This is a genomic window from Microlunatus sp. GCM10028923, from assembly GCF_042666975.1.
Taxonomy (GTDB): domain Bacteria; phylum Actinomycetota; class Actinomycetes; order Propionibacteriales; family Propionibacteriaceae; genus Microlunatus.
On record NZ_JBHTFF010000005.1, the window covers coordinates 362,816 to 382,596 of the forward strand.

Annotated in this window: 24 protein-coding genes; 5 read left to right on the top strand and 19 right to left on the bottom strand. The window is 69.4% G+C overall.

The window, feature by feature from the left end:
• Window positions 1-8: 8 nt before the first annotated feature.
• From ACFQU4_RS14955 to ACFQU4_RS14970, 4 genes are all read right to left on the bottom strand, one after another.
• The gene (locus tag ACFQU4_RS14955) at window positions 9-1,676 is read right to left on the bottom strand and encodes an extracellular solute-binding protein (protein WP_377493145.1); all 1,668 of its coding nucleotides are present in this window, start codon (window positions 1,674-1,676) and stop codon (window positions 9-11) included.
• A gap of 11 nt (window positions 1,677-1,687) precedes the next feature.
• Complete coding sequence (locus ACFQU4_RS14960; protein ID WP_377493146.1) at window positions 1,688-2,608, bottom strand: carbohydrate ABC transporter permease; 921 nt, start codon at window positions 2,606-2,608, stop codon at window positions 1,688-1,690.
• Complete coding sequence (locus tag ACFQU4_RS14965; RefSeq protein WP_377493148.1) at window positions 2,608-3,609, bottom strand: ABC transporter permease; 1,002 nt, start codon at window positions 3,607-3,609, stop codon at window positions 2,608-2,610. Before ACFQU4_RS14965 ends, ACFQU4_RS14960 begins: the two co-directional genes overlap by 1 nt.
• 75 nt (window positions 3,610-3,684) lie before the next feature.
• Window positions 3,685-4,482: a DeoR/GlpR family DNA-binding transcription regulator gene (locus ACFQU4_RS14970; RefSeq protein WP_377493150.1), complete on the bottom strand. Its 798-nt coding sequence runs from the start codon at window positions 4,480-4,482 to the stop codon at window positions 3,685-3,687.
• A gap of 161 nt (window positions 4,483-4,643) precedes the next feature.
• Here ACFQU4_RS14970 and ACFQU4_RS14975 point away from each other — a divergent pair, with 161 nt between their 5' ends.
• Window positions 4,644-5,339 carry a glycerophosphodiester phosphodiesterase gene (locus ACFQU4_RS14975; protein WP_377493152.1) on the top strand — a complete coding sequence of 232 codons (696 nt, stop codon included), beginning with the start codon at window positions 4,644-4,646 and terminating at the stop codon, window positions 5,337-5,339.
• Between the two features lie 524 nt (window positions 5,340-5,863).
• Here ACFQU4_RS14975 and ACFQU4_RS14980 read toward each other — a convergent pair.
• Genes ACFQU4_RS14980 through ACFQU4_RS14990 form a run of 3 tightly spaced genes read right to left on the bottom strand, consistent with a single transcriptional unit; the run spans window position 5,864 to window position 7,733 of the window.
• A complete protein-coding gene (locus ACFQU4_RS14980) occupies window positions 5,864-6,661 on the bottom strand; it encodes an ABC transporter permease (protein WP_377493154.1) in 798 nt (265 codons plus the stop codon).
• Window positions 6,658-7,377 (bottom strand): ABC transporter ATP-binding protein, encoded by a 720-nt coding sequence (locus ACFQU4_RS14985; RefSeq protein WP_377493156.1) that lies wholly within the window; start codon window positions 7,375-7,377, stop codon window positions 6,658-6,660. The genes ACFQU4_RS14980 and ACFQU4_RS14985 overlap by 4 nt, the downstream gene beginning before the upstream one ends.
• A complete protein-coding gene (locus ACFQU4_RS14990) occupies window positions 7,374-7,733 on the bottom strand; it encodes a hypothetical protein (RefSeq protein WP_377493158.1) in 360 nt (119 codons plus the stop codon). Before ACFQU4_RS14990 ends, ACFQU4_RS14985 begins: the two co-directional genes overlap by 4 nt.
• Window positions 7,734-7,809: 76 nt before the next feature.
• Between ACFQU4_RS14990 and ACFQU4_RS14995 the strand changes: the two genes are divergently transcribed.
• A complete protein-coding gene (locus tag ACFQU4_RS14995) occupies window positions 7,810-8,355 on the top strand; it encodes a helix-turn-helix domain-containing protein (protein WP_377493160.1) in 546 nt (181 codons plus the stop codon).
• A gap of 120 nt (window positions 8,356-8,475) precedes the next feature.
• Here the strand turns inward: ACFQU4_RS14995 and ACFQU4_RS15000 are convergent, their stop codons facing one another.
• The gene (locus ACFQU4_RS15000) at window positions 8,476-9,012 is read right to left on the bottom strand and encodes a TetR/AcrR family transcriptional regulator (RefSeq protein WP_377493162.1); all 537 of its coding nucleotides are present in this window, start codon (window positions 9,010-9,012) and stop codon (window positions 8,476-8,478) included.
• A 72-nt stretch (window positions 9,013-9,084) separates the two neighbouring features.
• Here ACFQU4_RS15000 and ACFQU4_RS15005 point away from each other — a divergent pair, with 72 nt between their 5' ends.
• Window positions 9,085-9,441 carry a VOC family protein gene (locus tag ACFQU4_RS15005; protein ID WP_377493164.1) on the top strand — a complete coding sequence of 119 codons (357 nt, stop codon included), beginning with the start codon at window positions 9,085-9,087 and terminating at the stop codon, window positions 9,439-9,441.
• A gap of 22 nt (window positions 9,442-9,463) precedes the next feature.
• Here the strand turns inward: ACFQU4_RS15005 and ACFQU4_RS15010 are convergent, their stop codons facing one another.
• Together ACFQU4_RS15010 and fbaA are read right to left on the bottom strand one after the other, a co-directional pair.
• On the bottom strand, window positions 9,464-10,000 hold the full coding sequence (locus tag ACFQU4_RS15010) for a hypothetical protein (RefSeq protein ID WP_377493166.1): 537 nt from the start codon (window positions 9,998-10,000) through the stop codon (window positions 9,464-9,466).
• Window positions 10,001-10,113: 113 nt separating this feature from the next.
• Window positions 10,114-11,139 (bottom strand): class II fructose-bisphosphate aldolase, encoded by a 1,026-nt coding sequence (fbaA, locus tag ACFQU4_RS15015; protein ID WP_377493168.1) that lies wholly within the window; start codon window positions 11,137-11,139, stop codon window positions 10,114-10,116.
• A 147-nt stretch (window positions 11,140-11,286) separates the two neighbouring features.
• Here fbaA and ACFQU4_RS15020 point away from each other — a divergent pair, with 147 nt between their 5' ends.
• Window positions 11,287-11,685 (top strand): VOC family protein, encoded by a 399-nt coding sequence (locus ACFQU4_RS15020; protein WP_377493170.1) that lies wholly within the window; start codon window positions 11,287-11,289, stop codon window positions 11,683-11,685.
• Here ACFQU4_RS15020 and ACFQU4_RS15025 read toward each other — a convergent pair whose 3' ends face one another.
• From ACFQU4_RS15025 to ACFQU4_RS15055, 7 genes are all read right to left on the bottom strand, one after another.
• The gene (locus ACFQU4_RS15025; RefSeq protein WP_377493172.1) at window positions 11,686-12,219 is read right to left on the bottom strand and encodes a hypothetical protein; all 534 of its coding nucleotides are present in this window, start codon (window positions 12,217-12,219) and stop codon (window positions 11,686-11,688) included.
• 164 nt (window positions 12,220-12,383) lie between these two features.
• Entirely contained in the window at window positions 12,384-13,544 is a 1,161-nt protein-coding gene (locus ACFQU4_RS15030; RefSeq protein ID WP_377493174.1) for a sialidase family protein, read from the bottom strand.
• A gap of 89 nt (window positions 13,545-13,633) precedes the next feature.
• Window positions 13,634-14,587 carry an RNA polymerase subunit sigma-70 gene (locus ACFQU4_RS15035; protein WP_377493176.1) on the bottom strand — a complete coding sequence of 318 codons (954 nt, stop codon included), beginning with the start codon at window positions 14,585-14,587 and terminating at the stop codon, window positions 13,634-13,636.
• Window positions 14,574-15,119, bottom strand: coding sequence for a dihydrofolate reductase family protein (locus ACFQU4_RS15040; protein WP_377493178.1), 546 nt, complete (start codon window positions 15,117-15,119; stop codon window positions 14,574-14,576). Before ACFQU4_RS15040 ends, ACFQU4_RS15035 begins: the two co-directional genes overlap by 14 nt.
• 69 nt (window positions 15,120-15,188) lie before the next feature.
• Window positions 15,189-15,992 carry a GntR family transcriptional regulator gene (locus ACFQU4_RS15045; protein WP_377493180.1) on the bottom strand — a complete coding sequence of 268 codons (804 nt, stop codon included), beginning with the start codon at window positions 15,990-15,992 and terminating at the stop codon, window positions 15,189-15,191.
• 153 nt (window positions 15,993-16,145) lie between these two features.
• A complete protein-coding gene (locus tag ACFQU4_RS15050; protein WP_377493182.1) occupies window positions 16,146-16,781 on the bottom strand; it encodes an LLM class flavin-dependent oxidoreductase in 636 nt (211 codons plus the stop codon).
• 54 nt (window positions 16,782-16,835) lie between these two features.
• A complete protein-coding gene (locus ACFQU4_RS15055; RefSeq protein WP_377493184.1) occupies window positions 16,836-17,471 on the bottom strand; it encodes an FMN-dependent NADH-azoreductase in 636 nt (211 codons plus the stop codon).
• An 80-nt stretch (window positions 17,472-17,551) separates the two neighbouring features.
• On the opposite strand from ACFQU4_RS15055, the gene ACFQU4_RS15060 reads away from it, so the two are divergent.
• Window positions 17,552-17,968 carry a winged helix-turn-helix transcriptional regulator gene (locus ACFQU4_RS15060; RefSeq protein ID WP_377493186.1) on the top strand — a complete coding sequence of 139 codons (417 nt, stop codon included), beginning with the start codon at window positions 17,552-17,554 and terminating at the stop codon, window positions 17,966-17,968.
• 150 nt (window positions 17,969-18,118) lie between these two features.
• Here ACFQU4_RS15060 and ACFQU4_RS15065 read toward each other — a convergent pair whose 3' ends face one another.
• Complete coding sequence (locus ACFQU4_RS15065; RefSeq protein ID WP_377493188.1) at window positions 18,119-19,345, bottom strand: RNA polymerase sigma factor; 1,227 nt, start codon at window positions 19,343-19,345, stop codon at window positions 18,119-18,121.
• A complete protein-coding gene (locus tag ACFQU4_RS15070; protein WP_377493190.1) occupies window positions 19,342-19,707 on the bottom strand; it encodes a YciI family protein in 366 nt (121 codons plus the stop codon). The genes ACFQU4_RS15065 and ACFQU4_RS15070 overlap by 4 nt, the downstream gene beginning before the upstream one ends.
• Window positions 19,708-19,781: the final 74 nt, after the last annotated feature.

A 19,781-nucleotide genomic window follows, 5' to 3' on the forward strand; every position in this document is an offset into this window, starting at 1 on the left:
CGCAAGCGTCAGGCCGGTTGCTCCTTCAACGCCGTCTCCAGCTCGGTCCTGATCTGGTCACCGCCCTGGCTCCGCCACTGGTTCAGGAACTCCTTCAGGTCCGTCATCGGCCGGTCACCGACGACGATCCGGTTGACGAAGTCCTCCTGCAGCAGCTTCAGCTGCGGTGCCCGGCGCTCGTTGGTCTCCGAGGTCAGCCCCTGGGTCGGGTCCGGCTCGGCGGTCGCCGCCATCTGCTCGTTGATCTTGATGCACTCGTCGACGCCCTCGAAGATCCACGCCTGCGGGCCGAGCCCGTAGTTGAGCGCGCCGCGGTCGGTCTCGAGCGTCGAATCCTTGATCATCGCCGGTTCGCCGTCCGTGCCCGCGGGGCGCGGCTCGTAGTAGTCGCCCGGAGCGCCGTACTTGAGGAAATACCACTCCTCGCTGCCGAACGGCGCCCGCCGGTAGTTGAACACCCGCAGGATCTCGGCCAGCCGCTCCTTGTCCTCGGCCACCTTGGCCGAGATCGCGTTGATCCCGTACGAGCCCGAGGACCGGACGAACAGCGGTTCCACCGAACCATCGTGACCCGGCGGGATGAACGCCGAGAGACCACCACCACTCGCCTTGACGGCTTCCGAGTAAGCGTTCGGGAAATACCAGTTCTGCGCCGAGATCGAGCACAGGCCGACCTGGCCGGTCGTGATCAACTCCAGATCCTTGGCGGAGTTGGCGCCGATGGCCAGCGTGTCGGGGTGCAGCCCGCCGGCCTTGAACAGGTTCGCCGCCCAGGCGACTGCCTGCTCGTACTCCGGCGTCTCGTACGCGTGGATCAGCTTCTCGCCCTCCAGCCGCCAGGTGTTCGGCACCCGGAACATCGCGTTCGCGACCGAGCCGATCGTGCTGGTGAAGCTGTACCCGCCGCCGCCGAACACCTTCCGGCCCGGCTGGGGGTTGCCCTTCGACATGGCCGCGAGCACCTCGGCCAGTTCCTCGGCGTTCTTCGGATCCTCGGCGAAGCCGAGCTTCTCGGCCCAGTCCCGGCGCAGCCGGTACTGCGTCTGGACGGCCGGGATGTCGATCGGCACGCCGTAGATCCGGCCGTCGATCGCGCTCGCCTTCCACTGGTCCGGACGGATGTTGGAAAGGTTCTTGTACTCCAGGATTCCGTCACCGCCGAGCACGTCGCTCAGGTCGGCGAACGCGCCCTGCCGGCAGGCCTTGGCACAGGCCGCGAGATTCATCAGCTGCACCACGTCGGGCAGGTCGCCGCCGGCCAGCAGGGTGGCGAACTTGGCCTCGTACTCCGCGTACGGGATCGTCGACATCTGGAAGTCGACGTTGAGCCGCTCGTTCAGCCCGCGCCACCACGGATTCTTGTCCAGTGGGGGAACCGGGGAGCTCCAGGTGACGTGGACGTGGGTCATCGGGGCGCCCGTGCCCGGCGGCGTGTCGACGGTCTTGATCAACTTCGCCGGCAGGGTCTCGTACCCGATCGGGACGCCGGCCTCCTTCGAGACGATCGCGCCGTCGAGCCGCGGCGTTTCGGTGTAGGCGGGCGGGGTGAACGGCGTCTTCTTCTCCGGCCCGGCTCCGCCGCCCGGACTGGTGCCGCAGCCGGCCGCCGCGATCGCCGCGGCGCCGAGCCCGAGGCCCAGGAATCCTCGGCGACCGAGGACGCTGGATTCGATCATGATCAAACTCCTCAACCCTTGATGGCGCCGGTCAGGACGCCCTTGGTGAAGTACTTCTGTACGAACGGATAGACGATGAGGATCGGCAGGGTCGCCACCACGACGATGGCCATCTGGACCGATTGCGGGGCGACCGCGCCGATGTCGGGGTTCTCCATCTGGCTCATCGGCGAGCCCTGGAGGACGTACTGGTTGAGCACCAGCTGGATCGGCCACTTCGCCGGATCGTTGAGATAGATCAGCGGATTGAAGTACGCATTCCAGTAGCCGACTGCGTAGAACAGGCCGATCACGGCGAGCACCGCCTTGGACAGCGGCAGCACCAGCGAGGTGAAGATCCGCCACTCGCCGGCCCCGTCCACCCGCGCCGCGTCGAACAGTTCGCTCGGCAACTGCATGAAGAAGTTGCGCATCACGATCATGTTGAACGCCGAGATCAGCACCGGGAAGATCAACGCCGCATACGTGTCGACCAGGCCGAGCGTCTTGACCAGCAGGAAGTTCGGGATGATCCCGGCGCTGAACAGCATGGTCAGCAGGACCATGATCAACGCCGCCCGGGCGAACGGCACCTGCCGGGTCCGGGTCAGCCCGTACGCCAGCATGGCCGTGAAGCCGACCGACAGCACCGTGCCGATCAGCGTGACGCCGGCCGACACCAGCAGCGACCGGGTGACGATCCCGCCGGCGAAGATCGTCTTGTACGCGTTCGTACTCCACTCCGACGGGAACAGGCCGAACTGGCGCTGGGCCGTCGGCGCGCCGAACGAGGAGAGGATCACGTACGCGAACGGGTAGAGCATGATCAGCACGATCGCCGCGATCACGATCCCCTTGAGCACCCGGACCGCGAGCGGCGGCTTGCCGAGCCAGGCCGGCCGGTTCGCACCGGACGGCGGGGTGACCCTGATCGAATCCAGCGCGGTGGCCATCAGATCAGCCCCTCGTTGCCGGTCCGCTTGGCGACCAGGTTGGCGACGATGATCAACACGGTGCCGACCACGCCCTTGATCAACCCGGCTGCGGCACCGATGCCCCAGTCGCCGCCCTGGACGCCGCGGAAGTAGACGAAGGTGTCCAGCACCTGGGCCGCGGCGACCCCGACCGAGGGCTGCTGCAGCAGGATCTGCTCGAACCCGACGCTCAGCACGTCACCCAGGCGCAAGATCAGCAGCAGCACCACCACGGGCAGGATCCCGGGCAGCGTGATGTGCCAGATCCGGCGCAACGAACCGGCCCCGTCGGCGGCGGCGGATTCGTACAGCTCGGTGGGGATGGCGCTGATCGCGGCGAAGAAGATGATCGTGCCCCAGCCGATGTCCTTCCAGATCACCTGCGAGGTGAGCAGGATCTTGAACGTCTCCGCGCTGGCCATCAGGTTGACCTGGCCGCCACCCAACTGCGCGATCAGGTCGGCCACCGGGCCGGCGCCGCCGAGCACCTGCTGCCAGATCGAGATCACGATCACCCAGGAGATGAAGTGCGGCAGGTAGACGATCGACTGGACCATCCGCTTCACCCGCTCCGACAGCAGCGAGTTGAGCAGCAGCGCGAGCAGGATCGGGGCCGGGAAGGCGAAGACGATCTGCAGGCCGGAGATCACCAGCGTGTTGCTGACCGTGGTCCAGAACTCGACGTCGCCGACCAGCCGGGTGAAGTTCTCCATCCCGACCCAGGTCGACCCGGCGAAGCCGAGGAACGGCGAGTAGTCCTGGAACGCGATCACGATGCCGCCCAGCGGCAGGTAGTGGAAGATCACGAAGAAGAGCACCCCGGGCACGATGAACGTGTACATCCATCGTTCCCGCCACATCCGCTGCCCCAGGCCGAGGCGGCGTCGGGTCAGCCGGCGATCCGACGGCCCGGCAGACGGACCGGCATCACGAGCCCGCTCTCTGGTGACGGTCGAGACACTCCCCACGTCATCGGCCACGGGCTTAAGTTAACACGCTCGATTGCGAAGTTAACATACGTTGCGGTAACCGTGATCCGAACGTTCCCGGAACGGTCACGACGCCCCGACGGTGACGATCTCGACCCGGCCGCCGGAGTCCCGTACCGCGGACAGGAACTCGGGGTCGGCGGACCGGTCGACGACGATCAGGTCGAAGTCCTTGGTCGGCGCGATCGAGTGCAGCGCGGTCCGGCCCAGCTTGCTGTGGTCCATCAGCAGCACCCGCTTGGTCGCCGACCGCATCATGGCCCGCTTGATCAGCACGATGTCCGGCTCCTGGTGGAACACCTCGCCCGCGGTCATCGCCGACGTTGACGCGATCAGGATGTCGGCCCGCAGGGTGTCGATCATCTCGTTGCACATCATGCCCAGATAGGAATCGTGCGTCTCGGAGTATTCGCCGCCGAGCACGATCAGCCGGTGATCGCCGTCCTGGCGGACGATCTCGGCGACCGGCCGGGAGTTGGTGATGACGGTCAGCGGGCTGACGCCGTCCAGTTGCCGGGCCAGCTCCAGCGTGGTCGTCGAGTCGTCCAGCAGGACCGCCATGCCGGGCTCGATCAGGGTCCGCGCATAGGTGGCCAGGGCGACCTTGATCTCCCGGTTGACCTGCATCCGGTACCGGATGTTGGCCTCGAACACGTTCGACGGCTGGGCGCTCACACCGCCCCGGAACTTCCGCACCACCCCCTGCCGGGCCAGCTCGTCGAGGTCGCGGTGCACCGTCATCAGGCTGACCTCGAACCGCTCCGCCAGCTGGTTGGCGGAGATCGAGCCCTCCGCCAGCACCAGGTCGGCGATCCGGTGCAGCCGGGACGCCCGGCGCGCGGCCGGCTCCACGGTGCCGGTCACCGGAGGCTCGTGAGATCTGGGAGCCGGTCAGGTCGAGTTATCACGAAATCATGTTATCTTCACTTTCGCGGGGGCCATAGCGTCCCGGGCAGACCGGCTCAGATCCGGGTCAACTGCGGGGCCTGGGACGCTAGGCACGGCCGCACGTGGAAGGGAAGTCGATGGCACTCGTGCTGACCGCCCATCGGGGATCGCCCGACCGGGCACCCGAGAACACGCTGCCGGCCTTCGCCGCCGCGATCGCCGCGGGAGCCGACGAGCTCGAACTTGATCTTCAGGTCACCACCGACGACCAACTGGTCGTCTTCCATGATCAGACCGTGGACCGGATCACCGACGGCACCGGACCGCTGGCCGACTTCTCGCTGGCCGAGCTGCGCGAGCTGTCGGTGTCCGGGGAGCGGATCGCCACCTTCGAGGAGGTGCTGGACGCGGTCGCCGGCCATCCGTTGCAGGTGGAGCTGAAGGCGCCGAAGGCCGCCGCCCGGCTGGCCGCCCTGTTGCGGGCGCGGCCCGAACTCGAGGACCAGTTCCGGGTCAACACCGGCGAGACCACCTGGCTGGCCGACCTGCACCGGCTGCGCCCGTCGACCCGGCTCGCGTACAGCGCCGAGGGCGCGTCCACCTCGCTGGTCGACCGGGCGGTGGGCCTGGGCGCCGAGGCGGTCTACCTCAGTCTGCCCGACCTGACCCACGAGATCGTCCGGTACGCCCACGGCCGCGGACTGCGGATCACCGGCTGGCTGGCCAACACCGAGTCCGACATCGAACGCGCCCTCGACCTCGGCCTGGACGGCGTCACCACCGACTACGTCAGCGTGGTCCGCCCGGTGATCGACCGCCTACTCCCGGTCTGATTCCGCCGACCCGGCACAAAAGCAGGCGTTCTGACGGCGTGTCGCTGCTGTTGTGCCCAGTCGGCGGTTCGGGGCGGGTGCGCATTCCCGGGTGAGCACTCCCGGCGCTGCTGCGCTGGTCGTGACCAAGCCCGAGTCGCCGCGATCTCGAGGTTCCGCCGGAGCCGAGGGGCCTCGAGCCACACCGTAGATCTTGCGGTCGGTGGCCTGCCGCTTCGGTCCTGCCGACATCGAATGGACGCTTCGACCGCGATCCGGCGCCGGGAGTTGCCCTTTGCGTCCAGTCGGTGTGGCCTGATCACCGACCACGGGAGAGCTTGCGGTCTGGGCTGTCCCGTCGGGGCGAGAGCACTCGCTCTCGGCCTGCGGCGCACTCTCCACCCTTCCGCTGCAGGGCTACTCCAACCGCCGCGGCGGTGCCGCGACTGCGCCCTCCGATCCGCCGCGATTCCGCTGACTTGGCACAAGCGCAGCGACACGCCGCCAGAACGCCTGCTTTTGTGCCCGGTCAGCGGTTCTTGGGGTCAGGTCAGGTCGCGGCGGAGGGGGACGAGGACAGCGACGGCGGCCGACAGCGCGGCGTAGCCGAGCAGGATCGCGGCGCCGCCGACCGGACTCATCAGGGCCGGCAGGCCGAGGCCCGCCTCGTTGGTGATCACGTCGGTCAGGAACGTGAAGTTGATCAAGGCCGAAGTGGCGCCGCCGGGCAGGAACGGGTAGAGCGCGTTCACACCGGGGATGATCATGAGGACGTACTCGAGGAAGTAGAAGTAGCCGAGCACGATCGCGATTGCGACGATCTGGTTCCGGGCCAGGGCGCCGATCGCGACGCCCAGCACCATGTAGACCGCGGCGGCCACCGCCAGCTGCGCGAGCATGATCAACAACGTGGCCGGGCCGATCCCGAGCGGTACGCCGCGGACCGCTGCCGCCAGCACCACGGCCAGGCCGGAGGACGCGGCGGCGATGCCCCCGTAGCCGAGCCCGAACAGCGCGAACGCGACGAGCTTCGCCGCGAGCACCCGGCCGCGCCGCGGAACCGCGAGGAACGTGCCACCGATGGTCCGGTGCCGGTATTCGCCGGTGATCGCGATGGTGCCAATCAGGGCGGGCACGAACAGGACCAGTCCGCTGAGCCCGACCGCCGTCCCGACGCCCTCGGCCGTGTCCAGCCCGGGCAGCGGCGGGGTCGCGTTCTCCGGGCCCATCAGGCCGATCACGGCGGTCAAACCACCACCACAGAGGACGGCAACGACCGCGGCCACCCAGGGCAGCCGGGTGGAGAACAGCCTGGTCAGTTCGCCCTTGATCGTGGTGATCATGACAGCACCCCTTCCCGGGTGATCGCGAGGAACGTCTCCTCGAGGGTGATGCCGCCGGCCGTGACCTCCGCCAGCGGACCGGTCCGGGCGATCCGGCCGTTGTTGATCAAGACGACGTCGTCCACGCTGTGCTGCACCTCGGTCAGCAGGTGGCTGGAGATCAGCACCGTCCCGCCGCTGGAGGCGAAGTCGCGCAGGAAGCTCCGCAGCCAGACGATGCCGGCCGGGTCCAGTCCGTTGGACGGCTCGTCCAGCACCAGCACCTGCGGATCGCCGAGCAGCGCGGTGGCCAGCGCGAGCCGCTGCTTCATCCCGGTCGAGTACCCGCCGACCCGGCGGTCGGCGAAGTCCTCGATCCCGGCGGCGGTGATCACCTCCGCGACGCGCGCCGCCGAGTGCCCGCCGAGAGCCGCGTACGTCCTCAGGTGGCCGCGGGCCGTCGTCGCCGGATGCGCGGCGGCGAGATCGACCACCGCGCCGACCGTCGCCGTCGCGTTCGGCAGGTCGCGATAGGACCCGCCGCCGAACCGGGCCGTGCCGGCGTCCGCCCGGACCAGACCGAGCAGCATCCGCAGCGTGGTGCTCTTGCCGGCGCCGTTCGGACCGAGGAAGCCGGTGATCCGGCCCGGCTCGGCCGAGAACGTCACGTCGTCGACCGCGCGGACGGAGCCGTACACCTTGGTCAGTCCTTCGACCCGGATCCCGATGCCCGTCATCGGGCGACCGCGGAGCGTACGGCGGCCGCGACGACCTCCGCCTCCGGCGTGCTGATCAGCAACTCGTCGAAGCCCGTCGTCTCCCGCCGGACCCGGACCCGGAGCAGCGGCAGACCGCGCTTCATCGAGACCAGCCGCCTGGTCCCGTCCGGATGTGTGAACGTGCCGAGCTTGCGGAAGCCGGAGATCACCAGGCCGGACCGGGCCCCGAGCACCTCGTACGACCAGCCCGCCGACACCTCGGCGCCGAGGACCGAGGCGGCCGGCACGACGAGCGTGGACCGGCCGGCCAGGAGCGCCTCCCAGCCCGGGAAGTCGACCCGGAGTTCGTCGTGGTGGTGGCAGACCTGAGTCATCGAGATCCCCTCGTTCCTTCGCGATAGCATCGTTCTAACAGCAAGAATATTATCACGATGAGAATGGTGAAGCAGAATGGGTTCCTCAGCGACGCCGATCGCCGAGATCGTGATGCACCCGGTGCGCTTGCGGATCATCCAGCAGTTGGGCGGCCGGCAGTTGACCACCGGCCAGTTGCGCGAGGCGCTGCCAGACGTGTCCCAGCCGACCCTGTACCGGCACGTCGCGATCCTGGTCGACGCCGGGATCCTCGCGGTCGTCGAGGAGCGACGGGTCCGCGGAGCGATCGAGCGGACCCTCGCCCTGGGGGAACGGATGGCCCACATCGATCACGGCGGGCTGCAGGCCATGACCGACGCCCAACTGCGGAACGCCTTCCTGGCCTTCCTCGCCGACACCGGCGGCCGGTTCGACCGCTTCCTGGATGCCGCAGACCCCGACCTGCGCGGCTTCCTGGGCTTCGGCACCGGCGCGCTCTACGTGTCAGCCGATGATCTTGAAACCATCCAGAACGGCCTGATGGAACTGCTGGCCCCGTACCGGACCGACCAGGGCGACGGCCGCCGCCGCGTCGACCTCACCACGATCCTGATCCCCGAACCCCCAACCAAGACCCGCTGACCGGGCACAAAAGCAGGCGTTCTGGCGGCGTGTCGCTGCACTTGTGCCGGGTCGATCCACGGGGCGAGAGCGGGCTCGGCACGGCACGGCACGGCACGGCACGCGAGCCTGTACCAGGCGTCAGGAGTCGATGATCGCGAGGAGTGCCGCGGTGTACGGAGCGGGATCAAGATCACCACGGACGGCGAGTTGCTGGGTGTAGCCCTGACAGAGGGCGACGAAGGCCTCGGCAATCCGTTGGGTACGGGCGGTCCGGCGACCGGGCAGCAGCACGGCCACCGCGTGCCGGAGTTCGTCGAGCTGGCGCTGGACGACCTCGGCGAGGCGCGGCGAGAGGGCGGCTTCGGCGTAGATCTGGGCGACCAGGCGAGCGTGGTCCTGGGTCCGCGCCAGCACCCGAAGTCGCTCCAGGAACTCGGCGACCGAGGCCGCGGTGAGTTCGGCCGGGAGGGCCTGGCTCGACTCGGCACAGATCGCGGCGATGATCTCGTCCTTGCCCTTGAAGTAGCGGTAGATCGCCCCGACCGACATCCCGGAGGCCTCCACGAGGTCCGTCATCGAAGTGCCCGCGAAACCACGGGTGGCGAACTGGGTCCGGGCGGCATCGATGATCTGCCGACGGCGCGCGTCGAGGTGGGCCTGGCTGACCTTCGGCATAGAGAATGACCGTTCGTTTTACGTGCTAGGGTCTGTCAGCGTACCCCGCTCGTCACCTCTCGGGAGTCCCCTATGGCCCAGGCCAGAATCGCCGCCGTCAACCTCGAGTGCACCGATCCGTTGGCCTTGGCCACCTTCTGGGCACGGCTGCTCGACGGAAAGATCATGGTGGAGACGCCGGAATACTGCGCCGTCCAGGTCGGCGACCTCTTTCTCGGCGCTGCGCAGGTCGTGGACTATCGGCCACCGACCTGGCCTTCGGCCGCACGGTCTCAGCAGCTCCATCTCGACCTCGCGGTCGACGACCTGGACGCCGCCGAGCACGCGGCGATCGAGCTCGGCGCGACCAAGCTGCATCACCAGGCCCGGCCGGAGAGCTTCCGGGTCTTGCGCGATCCCGCGGGACACCCGTTCTGCCTGCGTTCCTGACTCCACGCCCGACCAACAGGGGCTACTCGGGCCAGCACCAGACTTCGGCGTCGGCGATCGCGGCGGACGAGTAGAGCGGGTCGTCGGTGATCTTGAGCTCACCCTCGACCGGCTCGCCGTTGATCATGATCGTGCCGACCCGGCAGGGCATCCAGACGGTCGACAGGATGTTGGTCACGTCGCCCAGCTGGTACGCGTCGTTACGGCCGAGCCGGCGATCGATCGGGTCCGCGATCTCGACCTCAAGATCATCCGCGGCGGCCCGCAGCCCGGTCGCAAGATCAAGATCCCAGTCCACCGGCGCCTTGATCAACTCCGGTTCGTGCCACGGCAGACCGGCGCAGACGTCTTCGAAATAACGGTTGTACGACTCCGCCAGCCAGAGTCCGAGTTCCGGGTCCGGGCCGATCACCCGGACCCGCTCGGCGTCTCCGTACACGACGGCATGGCCGGCGCCCCGCTCCGACCAGTCGACCCGCCAGACCGAGGCGTAGGCGACCGGCGCGCCGTCCCGATACAAGGTCAGGAACGGATTCGCGCCGATCAGCCGTACCCGCATCGTTGGTCAGGCGTTCAGCGAGACGCGACAAGTTCCGGCTACGCCGACTCCGGAGCACGCGACACCCACATCGCTCCGCTTCGAGCAACCGCTCCGCCCCGCGATCGTCGCCATCATGCGTTCAGCGTTGTTCCGGTGCTGCGCAGGTGCTCGCAGGCCTCGACGACGCGCTTGGCCATGCCGGCCTCGGCCAGCTTGCCCCAGGCGCGCGGGTCGTACGCCTTCTTGTTGCCGACCTCGCCGTCGATCTTGAGCACACCGTCGTAGCTGGTGAACATGTGCGCGACGGCCGGGCGGGTGAACGCGTACTGCGTGTCGGTGTCGATGTTCATCTTGACGACGCCGTAGTCGACCGCGGCGCGGATCTCTTCCAGCGTGGAGCCGGAGCCGCCGTGGAAGACCAGGTCGAACGGGCGCTCCTTGCCGATCTTGGCGCCGACCTCGTCCTGGATCTGCTTCAGCACCTCGGGACGCAGCTTGACCGCACCGGGCTTGTAGGAGCCGTGCACGTTGCCGAAGGTCAGCGCGGTGATGTAGTGGCCCTTCTCACCGGCGCCGAGCACCTCGACGGTCCGCAGCCCGTCCTCGACCGTGGTGAAGAGCTTGTCGTTGATCTCGTGGCTGACGCCGTCCTCCTCGCCGCCGACGACGCCGACCTCGATCTCCAAGATGATCTTGGCCTTGCTGGTCCGCTCGAGCAGTTCGGCGGCGATCGAGAGGTTCTCCTCGACCGGCACCGCGGAGCCGTCCCACATGTGCGACTGGAACAGCGGGTTCTCGCCGCGCGCGACGCGCTCCTCGGAGATCGCCAGCAGCGGCCGGACGAAACCGTCCAGCTTGTCCTTCGGGCAGTGGTCGGTGTGCACGGCCACGTTGATCGGGTAGTTCTTCGCCACCTCGTGGGCGTACGCCGCGAGGGCCACGGCGCCGGTCACCATGTTCTTGATGGTCGGGCCGGAGGCGTACTCGCCGCCGCCGGTGGAGACCTGGATGATGCCGTCCGAGCCCGCCTCGGCGAATCCCTGCAACGCTGCGTTCAGGGTCTGGGATGAGCTGATGTTGATCGCCGGGTACGCGAAGGCGTTCTGCTTCGCCTTCTGCAGCATCTCGGCGTACACCTCGGGGGATGCGATGGGCATCGGTCACCACTTTCTTGCTGTACGTGTGCTAACAGCCGCAGTCTGTCAGAGCCGCCCCGGCGGATTGTAGACCGGGTTCCCCGGTGGTTTCTGCGGACGCGGCTGAACCGGAAGCGGTTCGTCCGGAACCTTCCGTACGGTGCGGTCATGACGACGAAACCCGTACTGGATCTGATCATCCTGGACTGCCCGGACGCCCTGGAACTCGGCCGGTTCTATTCCGAGCTGCTCGGCTGGGCGATGGAGGATGACGCCACCCGGGACTGGGTCACCCTGGTGCCGCCAGGTGGTGGCATCACGCCGGACAACCCGGACGGCCGGCCGTCGCTGGCGTTCCAGCGGATCGACGACTGGGTGGCCCCGACCTGGCCTGGCGGCGCCCATCCGCAGCAGTTCCATCTCGACTTCAACGTCGGCGACATCGACGCGGCCGAGCCCGGTGTGCTCGCCCTCGGCGCCCGTCGGCACGAGCATCAGCCGTCGACGAACGGCGGCTTCCGGGTGTACGTCGACCCGGCCGGGCACCCGTTCTGTCTGATCAGGTGATCAGCTGTCCAGCTCGGACAGATCGACTCCGTGCCGGCCGGCCGAATAGGCCCGCGCGGTCTGGTCGATCGTCGCCGGCTTGACCGCTATCGCCTCCAGCGCCACCGACACCGGCTCACCGTCGGTCCGGCGCAGCTGGAGCCGCTCGGCACGCAGGAAGCCGCCCTTGATCACGACCAGCCCGGCCACCTGCGGCCAGCCGACGAACGCGCCGGCGAGTTCGACGCCGGTCCGGTCGATCCGGAGCGCGAGCCCCTGGCCGACCTCGGCGCGTTCCTGCCGGGCCAGCCGGAGCCCGACCCAGCAGACCACGATCCAGGCCACCGCGATCGCGATCACGGCGGCGTAGATCGCGATCACCCATGGCCCGGTCAGGTCGTCCCGACGCCAGATCGAGAAGCCGATCATCACCAGGAGCGTGATGCCGAGGCTGATCAGCCGTGCCCGGAGCTGCTGCTTGCGCCGCGCGACCCGGTTGTCCGCGGCCGTCGGGTCGTACGGGACGGCGAGCGCCTCGACACTGCGATCGGTCATGCCGGACAGTCTCGCAAATCGCCGCGCGCCGACGCCGCCCCAGCCCGATCCTGATCCCGGCTCACGCCCACCCCCGGCACCGCACCGATTCGCCGACCGGGCACCTGTGCAGCGACACGCCGCCAGAACGCCCGCTTTTGTGCCCGGTCAGCGGGCGCTTTGGGTTAGGGAAGGTCGGCGGTGCCGAAGAAGGCTCGGCACTGGGTGTCCACGAAATCGGTGGCGATCTCCAGTACCTCGGTGCGGCCGACCGGGAGCAGGGTCGAGGAGTAGTTCGGGCAGGGGTGCGGGTACGGGTTCGGCACCGCGACCGGGGCGGTCACCTCGCGCCAGGGCTTGGCCGGGTTGCCGTCGGAGACGAACAGGGTGCTGCCGTTGCCCGCGGCCGGCGTACCGTCCGGGTTCTTCAGCTGCTGGCCGACCACGATCAGCCGGCCGTCCCGGGTGCCGTCCGGGGCCCAGGTGAAGGTCGGGGCGGCGACGAAGTAGTTGCCGCTCTCGGCGACCACCCGGTTGTGTCCGCCGAGCGGATCGCCCCAGTGGATGCCGTCCCGGGAGGGCCGGGTGTAGACGGCGCAGTCGTACTGGCTGCCGGGGACGCCGCAGATCTCGTACACCATCAGGTACGAGCCGTTCGGCAGCCGCCGCACGTTGGGCATGCCGGGCCGGCCGGCGCCGGGCTCGGCGTCGACGACGTAGCGCTTGTCGGTCCAGGTGACGCCGTCGTTCGTGGTCATCCGGGCCAGCCGCTGGTCCCGCGGCGCGGTCGCGGTCTCCTCGGCGAAGTAGACGGCCAGCCGGCCCCGGCCGTCGACCGAGAACTCCGGTTCCCAGGTGCCGCCGTCGTGCGGCGAGGTCATGATCGTGCCGAGCCGGCGCCAGGTGTCGCCGGCGTCGTCGCTGCGCCAGACGTCGAGGCCGGTCCGCATCGGCTGCGCGTTCTGACCCATGGTGCCGGCCCAGAGCACGGTGCCGGCCGGCATCCCGGCGGCGGCCTGCGGCAGTTCGTAGATCGAGCCGCAGCACAGGCCCGGCTTGCCGAAGCCCTGCGCGGCCGGGATCAGGGTGACGTGCTGGAAGCTCTTGCCGTCGTCCTTGCTACGGAAGATCGCCACCTCGCCGCCGCGTTCGGTGAAGGTGGTCGCGCTGGCCAGGATCTGGCCCTCCGCCTCGCCGTGCTGCAGCCGGATGGCGCGCGGATACATGCTGGTCGAGCCGTACAGCGGCTCACCGGTGGTCGGCACGGCCGCGGCGGGAAGGACCGGCGCCAGGCCGATCCCCAGCACCACGGACAGCAGAATGATCAAGGTCAAGCGGGGTGTCATCGTCGGCAGCCTCTCCTGGCACGTCATCGGGCTCCGACGAGATTACAACGTTAAGACCCGATCCCGGCAGGGTCTGTCCACGGCGATGATCACAGCGGCGGTACGTCGACGAACCGCTGCACCAGGCGGGCCTCGCAGAAGGCGACGATCCGCGAGATGCCGGTCGGCGTCGTGGTCAGCACCGCGACCCCGAACGGCTGGAAGCGCCCGTCGGCGTCCCGGCGGTACGTCACGCCGGCCGGCTGGCCGTTGGCGCTGCTGGCGAACATCCGGTACTCCCCCGGCTTCGTCAGCACCTGCTCCGCGAAGAACGGCAGGCAGGTCCCGAATCCGGCGAACCACGTCGTCGAGGGAGTCATCTCGATCGAGACGTCGCGGCGCAGCACGGCCTCCAGGGCGCCGACGTCGGCGTTCTCGAACGCGGCGATGTAATGATCAAGAAGCTCCCGCCGTTCCGGCTGCACCGGACCGGTCGGCTGCTCGCCGGCCGACCGAAGTTGATCAAGGCGGGCCCGGGCCCGTTGCAGGAGGCTCTTCACGGCCGCCGTCGACAGGCCCAGCGCCTCGCCGATCTCGGCGGCGGACCAGCTCAGCACCTCGCGGAGCAGGAAGGCCGCCCGCTGCCTCGGCGGCAGTTGTTGCAGGCAGGTGATCAAGGCGAGCCGGAGGCTGTCCCGCTCCGCGACGATCGTGGCCGGGTCGTTCACCAGGACGTCCGGGATCGGTTCCAGCCAAGGAAGATCGGGACGCGCGGCCGGCACACTCCGTGGGTCGTCGCCAGGCCCGCCGAGGCCGGAGGGCAGCACCCGGCGGCTGCGGTGTTCCAGCGCGGTGAGGCAGACGTTGGTCGCGATCCGGTAGAGCCAGGTGCGTTCGGACGCGTCGCCCCGGAATTGATCTTGGGACCGCCAGGCCCGCAGCAGCGTCTCCTGCACCAGGTCCTCGGCGTCGGCCACCGAGCCGAGCATCCGGTAACAGTGAGCCAGCAGCTCCCGCCGGTACGGCTCCGCCCAGTTCCCGGGCTCGGCGTCACTGTTGATCATCGGGCCTCCGGTAGGTCAGCGTGATCACGCCGGAGCTCTCCCGGTTGGCATCGACCAGCCGCAACGCGTGCCCGGTGTCGCCGAAGAGATGCTTGCCGGTGCCCAGCACCAGCGGATAGAGGGCGATCTCCAGCACGTCGACCAGGCCGTGCGCCAGCAGTTCGCGGACCAGGCTGACGCTTCCGTACGTCACGATGTCGCCGCCGTCCTGCTGCCGCAGCGCCGCGATCGCCGCCACCGGGTCGCCCTCGATCACCCGGGCGTTCCAGGGCAGCGGGTCGCGCAGGGTGGTCGACGCCACCAGCTTGGGCAGGGCATGCATCCGCTCGGCGTACGGTCCGGTGTTGGCCGACCAGGCGCCGTGCAAGAGCTCGAACGTGGTCCGCCCGAGCAGGAAGTAGTCGGCCCGCTCCAGTTGCTCGGTCGCCCGCTGCCGCGACTCCTCGGTGAAGCCGGCCAGCGCCCAGCCGCCGTGCTCGGTCTCGCCGAACCCGCCCGGATCCTGAACGACCCCGTCCAACGACATCAGCATCGAAACCTTCAGTGCTCTCATACAAGGAGAGACTCGGTGATCGGCGCCGAGGAATCGGTCGACTCGGATCTAGTTTTCGCGGGCGCCGCGCGGGGTGATCGCCATGTGGATCCGGTACCGGTCGGCCCGGTACCAGGAGGTGGAGAGCTCGATCACCCGGTCGCCGGCGTGAGTCACGCGCTCCTGCACCAGCAGCGGGGCGCGGCGGGCGATGCCGAGGATCCGGGCCTGGTGGGCGTCGGCCGACTCGGCGCGGACGGTCTGCTCGCCGCTGGTCACGACGACCCCGTACTCGCTGGCGAAGATGTCGTAGAGGGTGCCGAGTTCGCGTTGCAGCAGGCCCGGGAACAGGGCGGCCGGGTAGTGGCCGACCTCGTACGCCATCGGAGTGCCGTCGGCGGTCCGCAGGCGCTCCACCCGGATCACCGGCTGGCCGGGCCTGATCCGCAGCGCGTACGCGACGTCGTCGCCGGCCGGTTCGTCGGTGGCGGACAGCACCACGGTCGCCGGGATCAGGCCGCGGTCGCGCATCTCCCGGGAGAACGAGGTCAGATGCAGCCGTGAATCCACCTGCGGCCCGGTGACGTAGGTGCCCTTGCCGTGCACGCGTTCCAGCACTCCGGCCTCGACCAGGTCCGCGATCGCCTGCCGTACGGTCACCCGGCTGACGCCCAGCCGGACCACCAGGGCCCGTTCGGACGGGATCGCGTCGCCCGGATGAAGCTCGGCGTCGATCAGCCGCTCCAGGATGTCGCGGACCTGGGCCCGCTTCGTGGTGGCGGCACCGATCGGCCGGTCGATCCGGTAGCGGCCCATGTCCATGGCCGCGGCCACGGTCGCGGGGTCGAGCTGAGGGGTGGAACTGGGCGGCATGGGGCTCTTCACGTCCGTGCTCGGGTCGTTCGCATCGCGCTCCTGAAGGTAGACCAGTCAATACCAGTAATTTACGGACATGTTTCGGCCACGACAAGCAGGGGCGGCTCAGGGCCGTCCAAGGTTCATGTCAGCGTCACTCCGACGCCCCGCTCAGGTGGTCGCCCGGACCGGTCCCGACCGGATCACCTCCCGGGCGTGTTCGAGGGTGCGGGTGGTCTCGATGTACTCCAGCCACCAGTCCGCGCCGGCGTCCGCGAGCGAGGTCACGTAACGGGTCTCGACCTCCAGGTCCGGCCGGCGCTCCCGGCCACCGATGATGATCATGAAGTCGCGGTCGCCGGCGCCGGCACGCAGGGTCCGGACATCCTCCGGAGTCAGGTCGCGGGACCGGTTGTCGGCCGTCACCCCGTACAGGCAGCAGCCGTCCCAGCGCAGCGCGCGCCGCCTCGGTCCGCGCCGCTCGAACGACCCGCCGACCACGATCGGGATCCGCGGCCGCTGCACCGGTCTAGGCCGCAGCATCACGCCGTCCAGATGGACGTGCTCGCCCCAGTAGGTCACCGGTTCGCCCGACCACAGCAGGCCCAGCGCCGCGAGCGACTCGTCCAGCATCGCGGCGCGGGTGACCCACGGGTCGTACGTGTCCGACGTCCGGTCGTGGAAGAACACGTAGTCCTCGACGAAGACGCCGTCCCAGCCGGAGGACTCGGCCAGGCCGGCCAGCTCGGCGATCGTCCGCGGGTCACCCCACGGCCCGACCGGGCCGAGACCGAGTCCGTACTGCATGCCGACGACGGTACGGGCCGCCACCGACAGTCGGCCGGGCTCCGGGCTGGTGACTCAGGCGGCCGCGTCGAGCGCGATCGTCGTGGCGAGTTCGCGGGCCCGCCGGTGCGCCTGCGCCATGGACTCCTCGTGCTGCGGGACGAGTTCGGCGAGGGCCGGCACCTCGCGGGCCATGGTGAGTTCGGGAATCACGGTGGCGACGTCGAGGCCCAGGAGTTCCGGCCGCCCGAGCAGCGCCTCGAGGGTCGGCACGACGTAGTCGAAGCCGTGGTTGGGTGCGCCCGGCCCGTAGCTGCCGCCGCGGGCGGAGACCAGGACGGCCGGGCGGCCGGCCACCGGGGACGGCCGGACGGTGCGGCCGAAGATGATGATCTGGTCCAGCCAGGCCTTGAAGACCGAGGGCATCGTCAGGTTGTACATCGGCACCGTGAACAGATAGGCACCGGCGTCGACGAATTCCTTGATCAACTCGTCCTGGACCGCGGCCGCGGAGGCCTGCTCCGCGGTGTGTTCGGCGGGGTCGGTGACGCGTGCGGCGATGCCGGCGGCGTTGAGGTGCGGTACGGGCTGCGCGGCGAGATCGCGGTGGACCACCTCGCCACCCCAGCCCTCAAGGAAGGACCGGGCCACCTGGTGGGAGACGGAGGCGTCACCGAGCGAGGAGGAGTCGACGTGGAGCAGGTAGGACATGGTCTGTTTCCCTTCTTCAGAAGTGATGGGGAGATGCGCGATACTGGTCGTGCGGTTACACACCGGAAGTGAGGTAAGAAATGGCGTCAGCACGACAGCTCAGGGGTCCGTGCCAGGCCTGGCCGGAGGACAGCGCGTTCATCCGGGAGGTGCTCGACCGCATCGGCGACAAGTGGACGGTGTTGATCGTCGCCACCCTGAGCGGCCGGACGCTGCGCTACTCCGACCTCCAGGCGAGCATCCCCGGAATCTCGCAGCGGATGCTGACCCAGACGCTGAAACACCTGGAGCGCGACGGCCTGATCACGCGCACCGCCTTTGCCGAGGTGCCGCCGCGGGTGGAGTACGAACTGACGAAGCTGGGCCGGTCGCTGCTCAAGGCGGTGACGGCGATGGCCGGCTGGGCCGCCGCCCACCACACCGAGGTCGCCGGCCACCGGGCCGCCAGCACCCGGACCGGAGTGGGCCGGGCCAAGTCCTCGGCCAAGGCCGGCTGACCCGGGCCTCGGAGCAGAACCCGCAAACCTGATCACCTGCGTCGCCATGCCCATCCCTAACCTCACTAACAGTGCGTAACACCATCATGAGTCGGTAAGAACGGGCTTACAAAAGGCACTTTGAGGTACGTAGGCCGCGGCCTGCCCGGCTCAGCCGGACTCGGCCAGCCGGGCCCGGAGCAGTTCCTGCTCGACCGGGTTCGCGGCCAGTTCCAGGGCCCGCCGGTCGGCGGCGCGACCCTCATCGTGGCGGCCGACCCGGTGCAGCAGCCGGGCCCGGACGGCGTGCAGCAGGTAGTAGCCGGCCAGCCGTTCGGCCAGCGGATCGACCTCGGCCAGGGCGGCGGCCGGCCCGGCCAGTTCGGCCACCGCCACCGCCCGGTTCAGCATGATCACCGGCGACGGGTCGTGGCGCAGCAGCAGGTCGTAGAGGGTGACGATCTGCAGCCAGTCGGTGTCACCCCAGGACGGCGCGGCGGCGTGGCAGGCCGCGATCGCCGCCTGCAACTGGAACCGGCCGGGCGCGCGGGCGTGGGCGGCCAGTTCGAGGAACCGGTCGGCCCGGTCGATCATGGTCCGGTCCCAGCGTTCGCGATCTTGGTCCACCAGCAGCACCAACCGGCCGTCGACTCCGAGCCGGGCGCCGGAACGGGCCTGCTGCAAGGTGAGCAGGGCGAGCAGACCCCACGCCTCCGGCTGGTCCGGCAGCTGCCGGGCGACCAGTTCGGCCAGCCAGAGCATGTCGCCGGCCAGGCGTTGATCTTGGGCATCCAGGTAGCCGGTGTTGTAGGCGACCGTGATCACGGACAGCACGTCGTCGAGCCGGCCCGACAGTTGATCTTGATCCGGCAGGGCGAACGAGATCCCGGCCGCGGTGATCTTGCGCTTGGCCCGGACCAGCCGCTGGGCCATGGTCGCCGTCGGGGTGAGGAACGCGCGGGCGATCTGCTCGGTGGTCAGTCCGACCACGGCACGCAGGGTCAGCGGCAGCCGGGTCTCCGCCGCGAGCGCCGGATGGCAACAGGCGAAGAGCATCGGCAGCCGCTCGTCCAGCTGCCGGCCCGGTTCCGGCGCCGGCTCCCGTACCCAGGGCTCGTCGGCGCCGAGACCATCGAGCCGGCGGAGTTCGCGGGACTGCCGGCGGAGCAGATCGATCGCGCGGCGGCGGGCTGTGGTGGACAGCCAGCCGCCCGGGTTCGGCGGCGGGCCGTCCCGGCGCCAGGCCCGGAGCGCGTCGGTGATCGCCAGCTGCACCGCCTCCTCGGCGACGTCGAAGTCGCCGAGCCGGCGATGCAACTGCGCGACGATCAGCCCCGCTTCGGCCCGGACGATCCGCGCCAACTCGGCGTCGGCGTGGTCGACCGGCGGTTCGGTCACATCCCGGCGTGGTCGACGATCGGCCGGATCTCGACGGCGACCCCGGGCAGGCTGAGCGACGGCCAGTCCTTGGCCATCGCGATCGCCGCGTCAAGATCGGGAACGTCGATCACGCTGAAGCCGCCGATCGATTCCTTGCCCTCGATGAAGGGCCCGTCGACCACGACCGGCGCGCTGCCGTCGGCCCCGGACTTGACCGTGGTCGCGGTGTCCCGGCCCTGCAGCTCGGCGCCCGAGTCGGTGATCGCGGCGCCGTGCTTCTCGAACCAGCCGAAGATCGACTGGTAGACCTCCTGCCGCCGGTCGGCGGGCACGGCCTCGTCCAGGTCGGTGTGGCTGGTGAACATCAAGACGTACTTCATCGGTTGTCCTTCCGTTGATCGATTCTGACACCGGGTCCACGACGGCCGGCGACGGAAATCGACAGATCGGGAGA

Excerpts from the sequence above, each read along its gene's own strand:
- ACFQU4_RS14955 (WP_377493145.1), bottom strand. The coding sequence starts at position 1,676 with ATGATCGAATCCAGCGTCCTCGGTCGCCGAGGATTCCTGGGCCTCGGG.
- ACFQU4_RS14960 (WP_377493146.1), bottom strand. The coding sequence starts at position 2,608 with ATGGCCACCGCGCTGGATTCGATCAGGGTCACCCCGCCGTCCGGTGCG.
- ACFQU4_RS14975 (WP_377493152.1), top strand. The coding sequence starts at position 4,644 with ATGGCACTCGTGCTGACCGCCCATCGGGGATCGCCCGACCGGGCACCC.
- ACFQU4_RS14980 (WP_377493154.1), bottom strand. The coding sequence starts at position 6,661 with ATGATCACCACGATCAAGGGCGAACTGACCAGGCTGTTCTCCACCCGG.
- ACFQU4_RS14985 (WP_377493156.1), bottom strand. The coding sequence starts at position 7,377 with ATGACGGGCATCGGGATCCGGGTCGAAGGACTGACCAAGGTGTACGGC.
- ACFQU4_RS14990 (WP_377493158.1), bottom strand. The coding sequence starts at position 7,733 with ATGACTCAGGTCTGCCACCACCACGACGAACTCCGGGTCGACTTCCCG.
- ACFQU4_RS14995 (WP_377493160.1), top strand. The coding sequence starts at position 7,810 with ATGGGTTCCTCAGCGACGCCGATCGCCGAGATCGTGATGCACCCGGTG.
- ACFQU4_RS15000 (WP_377493162.1), bottom strand. The coding sequence starts at position 9,012 with ATGCCGAAGGTCAGCCAGGCCCACCTCGACGCGCGCCGTCGGCAGATC.
- ACFQU4_RS15005 (WP_377493164.1), top strand. The coding sequence starts at position 9,085 with ATGGCCCAGGCCAGAATCGCCGCCGTCAACCTCGAGTGCACCGATCCG.
- ACFQU4_RS15010 (WP_377493166.1), bottom strand. The coding sequence starts at position 10,000 with ATGCGGGTACGGCTGATCGGCGCGAATCCGTTCCTGACCTTGTATCGG.
- fbaA (WP_377493168.1), bottom strand. The coding sequence starts at position 11,139 with ATGCCCATCGCATCCCCCGAGGTGTACGCCGAGATGCTGCAGAAGGCG.
- ACFQU4_RS15020 (WP_377493170.1), top strand. The coding sequence starts at position 11,287 with ATGACGACGAAACCCGTACTGGATCTGATCATCCTGGACTGCCCGGAC.
- ACFQU4_RS15025 (WP_377493172.1), bottom strand. The coding sequence starts at position 12,219 with ATGACCGATCGCAGTGTCGAGGCGCTCGCCGTCCCGTACGACCCGACG.
- ACFQU4_RS15030 (WP_377493174.1), bottom strand. The coding sequence starts at position 13,544 with ATGACACCCCGCTTGACCTTGATCATTCTGCTGTCCGTGGTGCTGGGG.
- ACFQU4_RS15035 (WP_377493176.1), bottom strand. The coding sequence starts at position 14,587 with ATGATCAACAGTGACGCCGAGCCCGGGAACTGGGCGGAGCCGTACCGG.
- ACFQU4_RS15040 (WP_377493178.1), bottom strand. The coding sequence starts at position 15,119 with ATGCTGATGTCGTTGGACGGGGTCGTTCAGGATCCGGGCGGGTTCGGC.
- ACFQU4_RS15045 (WP_377493180.1), bottom strand. The coding sequence starts at position 15,992 with ATGCCGCCCAGTTCCACCCCTCAGCTCGACCCCGCGACCGTGGCCGCG.
- ACFQU4_RS15050 (WP_377493182.1), bottom strand. The coding sequence starts at position 16,781 with ATGCAGTACGGACTCGGTCTCGGCCCGGTCGGGCCGTGGGGTGACCCG.
- ACFQU4_RS15055 (WP_377493184.1), bottom strand. The coding sequence starts at position 17,471 with ATGTCCTACCTGCTCCACGTCGACTCCTCCTCGCTCGGTGACGCCTCC.
- ACFQU4_RS15060 (WP_377493186.1), top strand. The coding sequence starts at position 17,552 with ATGGCGTCAGCACGACAGCTCAGGGGTCCGTGCCAGGCCTGGCCGGAG.
- ACFQU4_RS15070 (WP_377493190.1), bottom strand. The coding sequence starts at position 19,707 with ATGAAGTACGTCTTGATGTTCACCAGCCACACCGACCTGGACGAGGCC.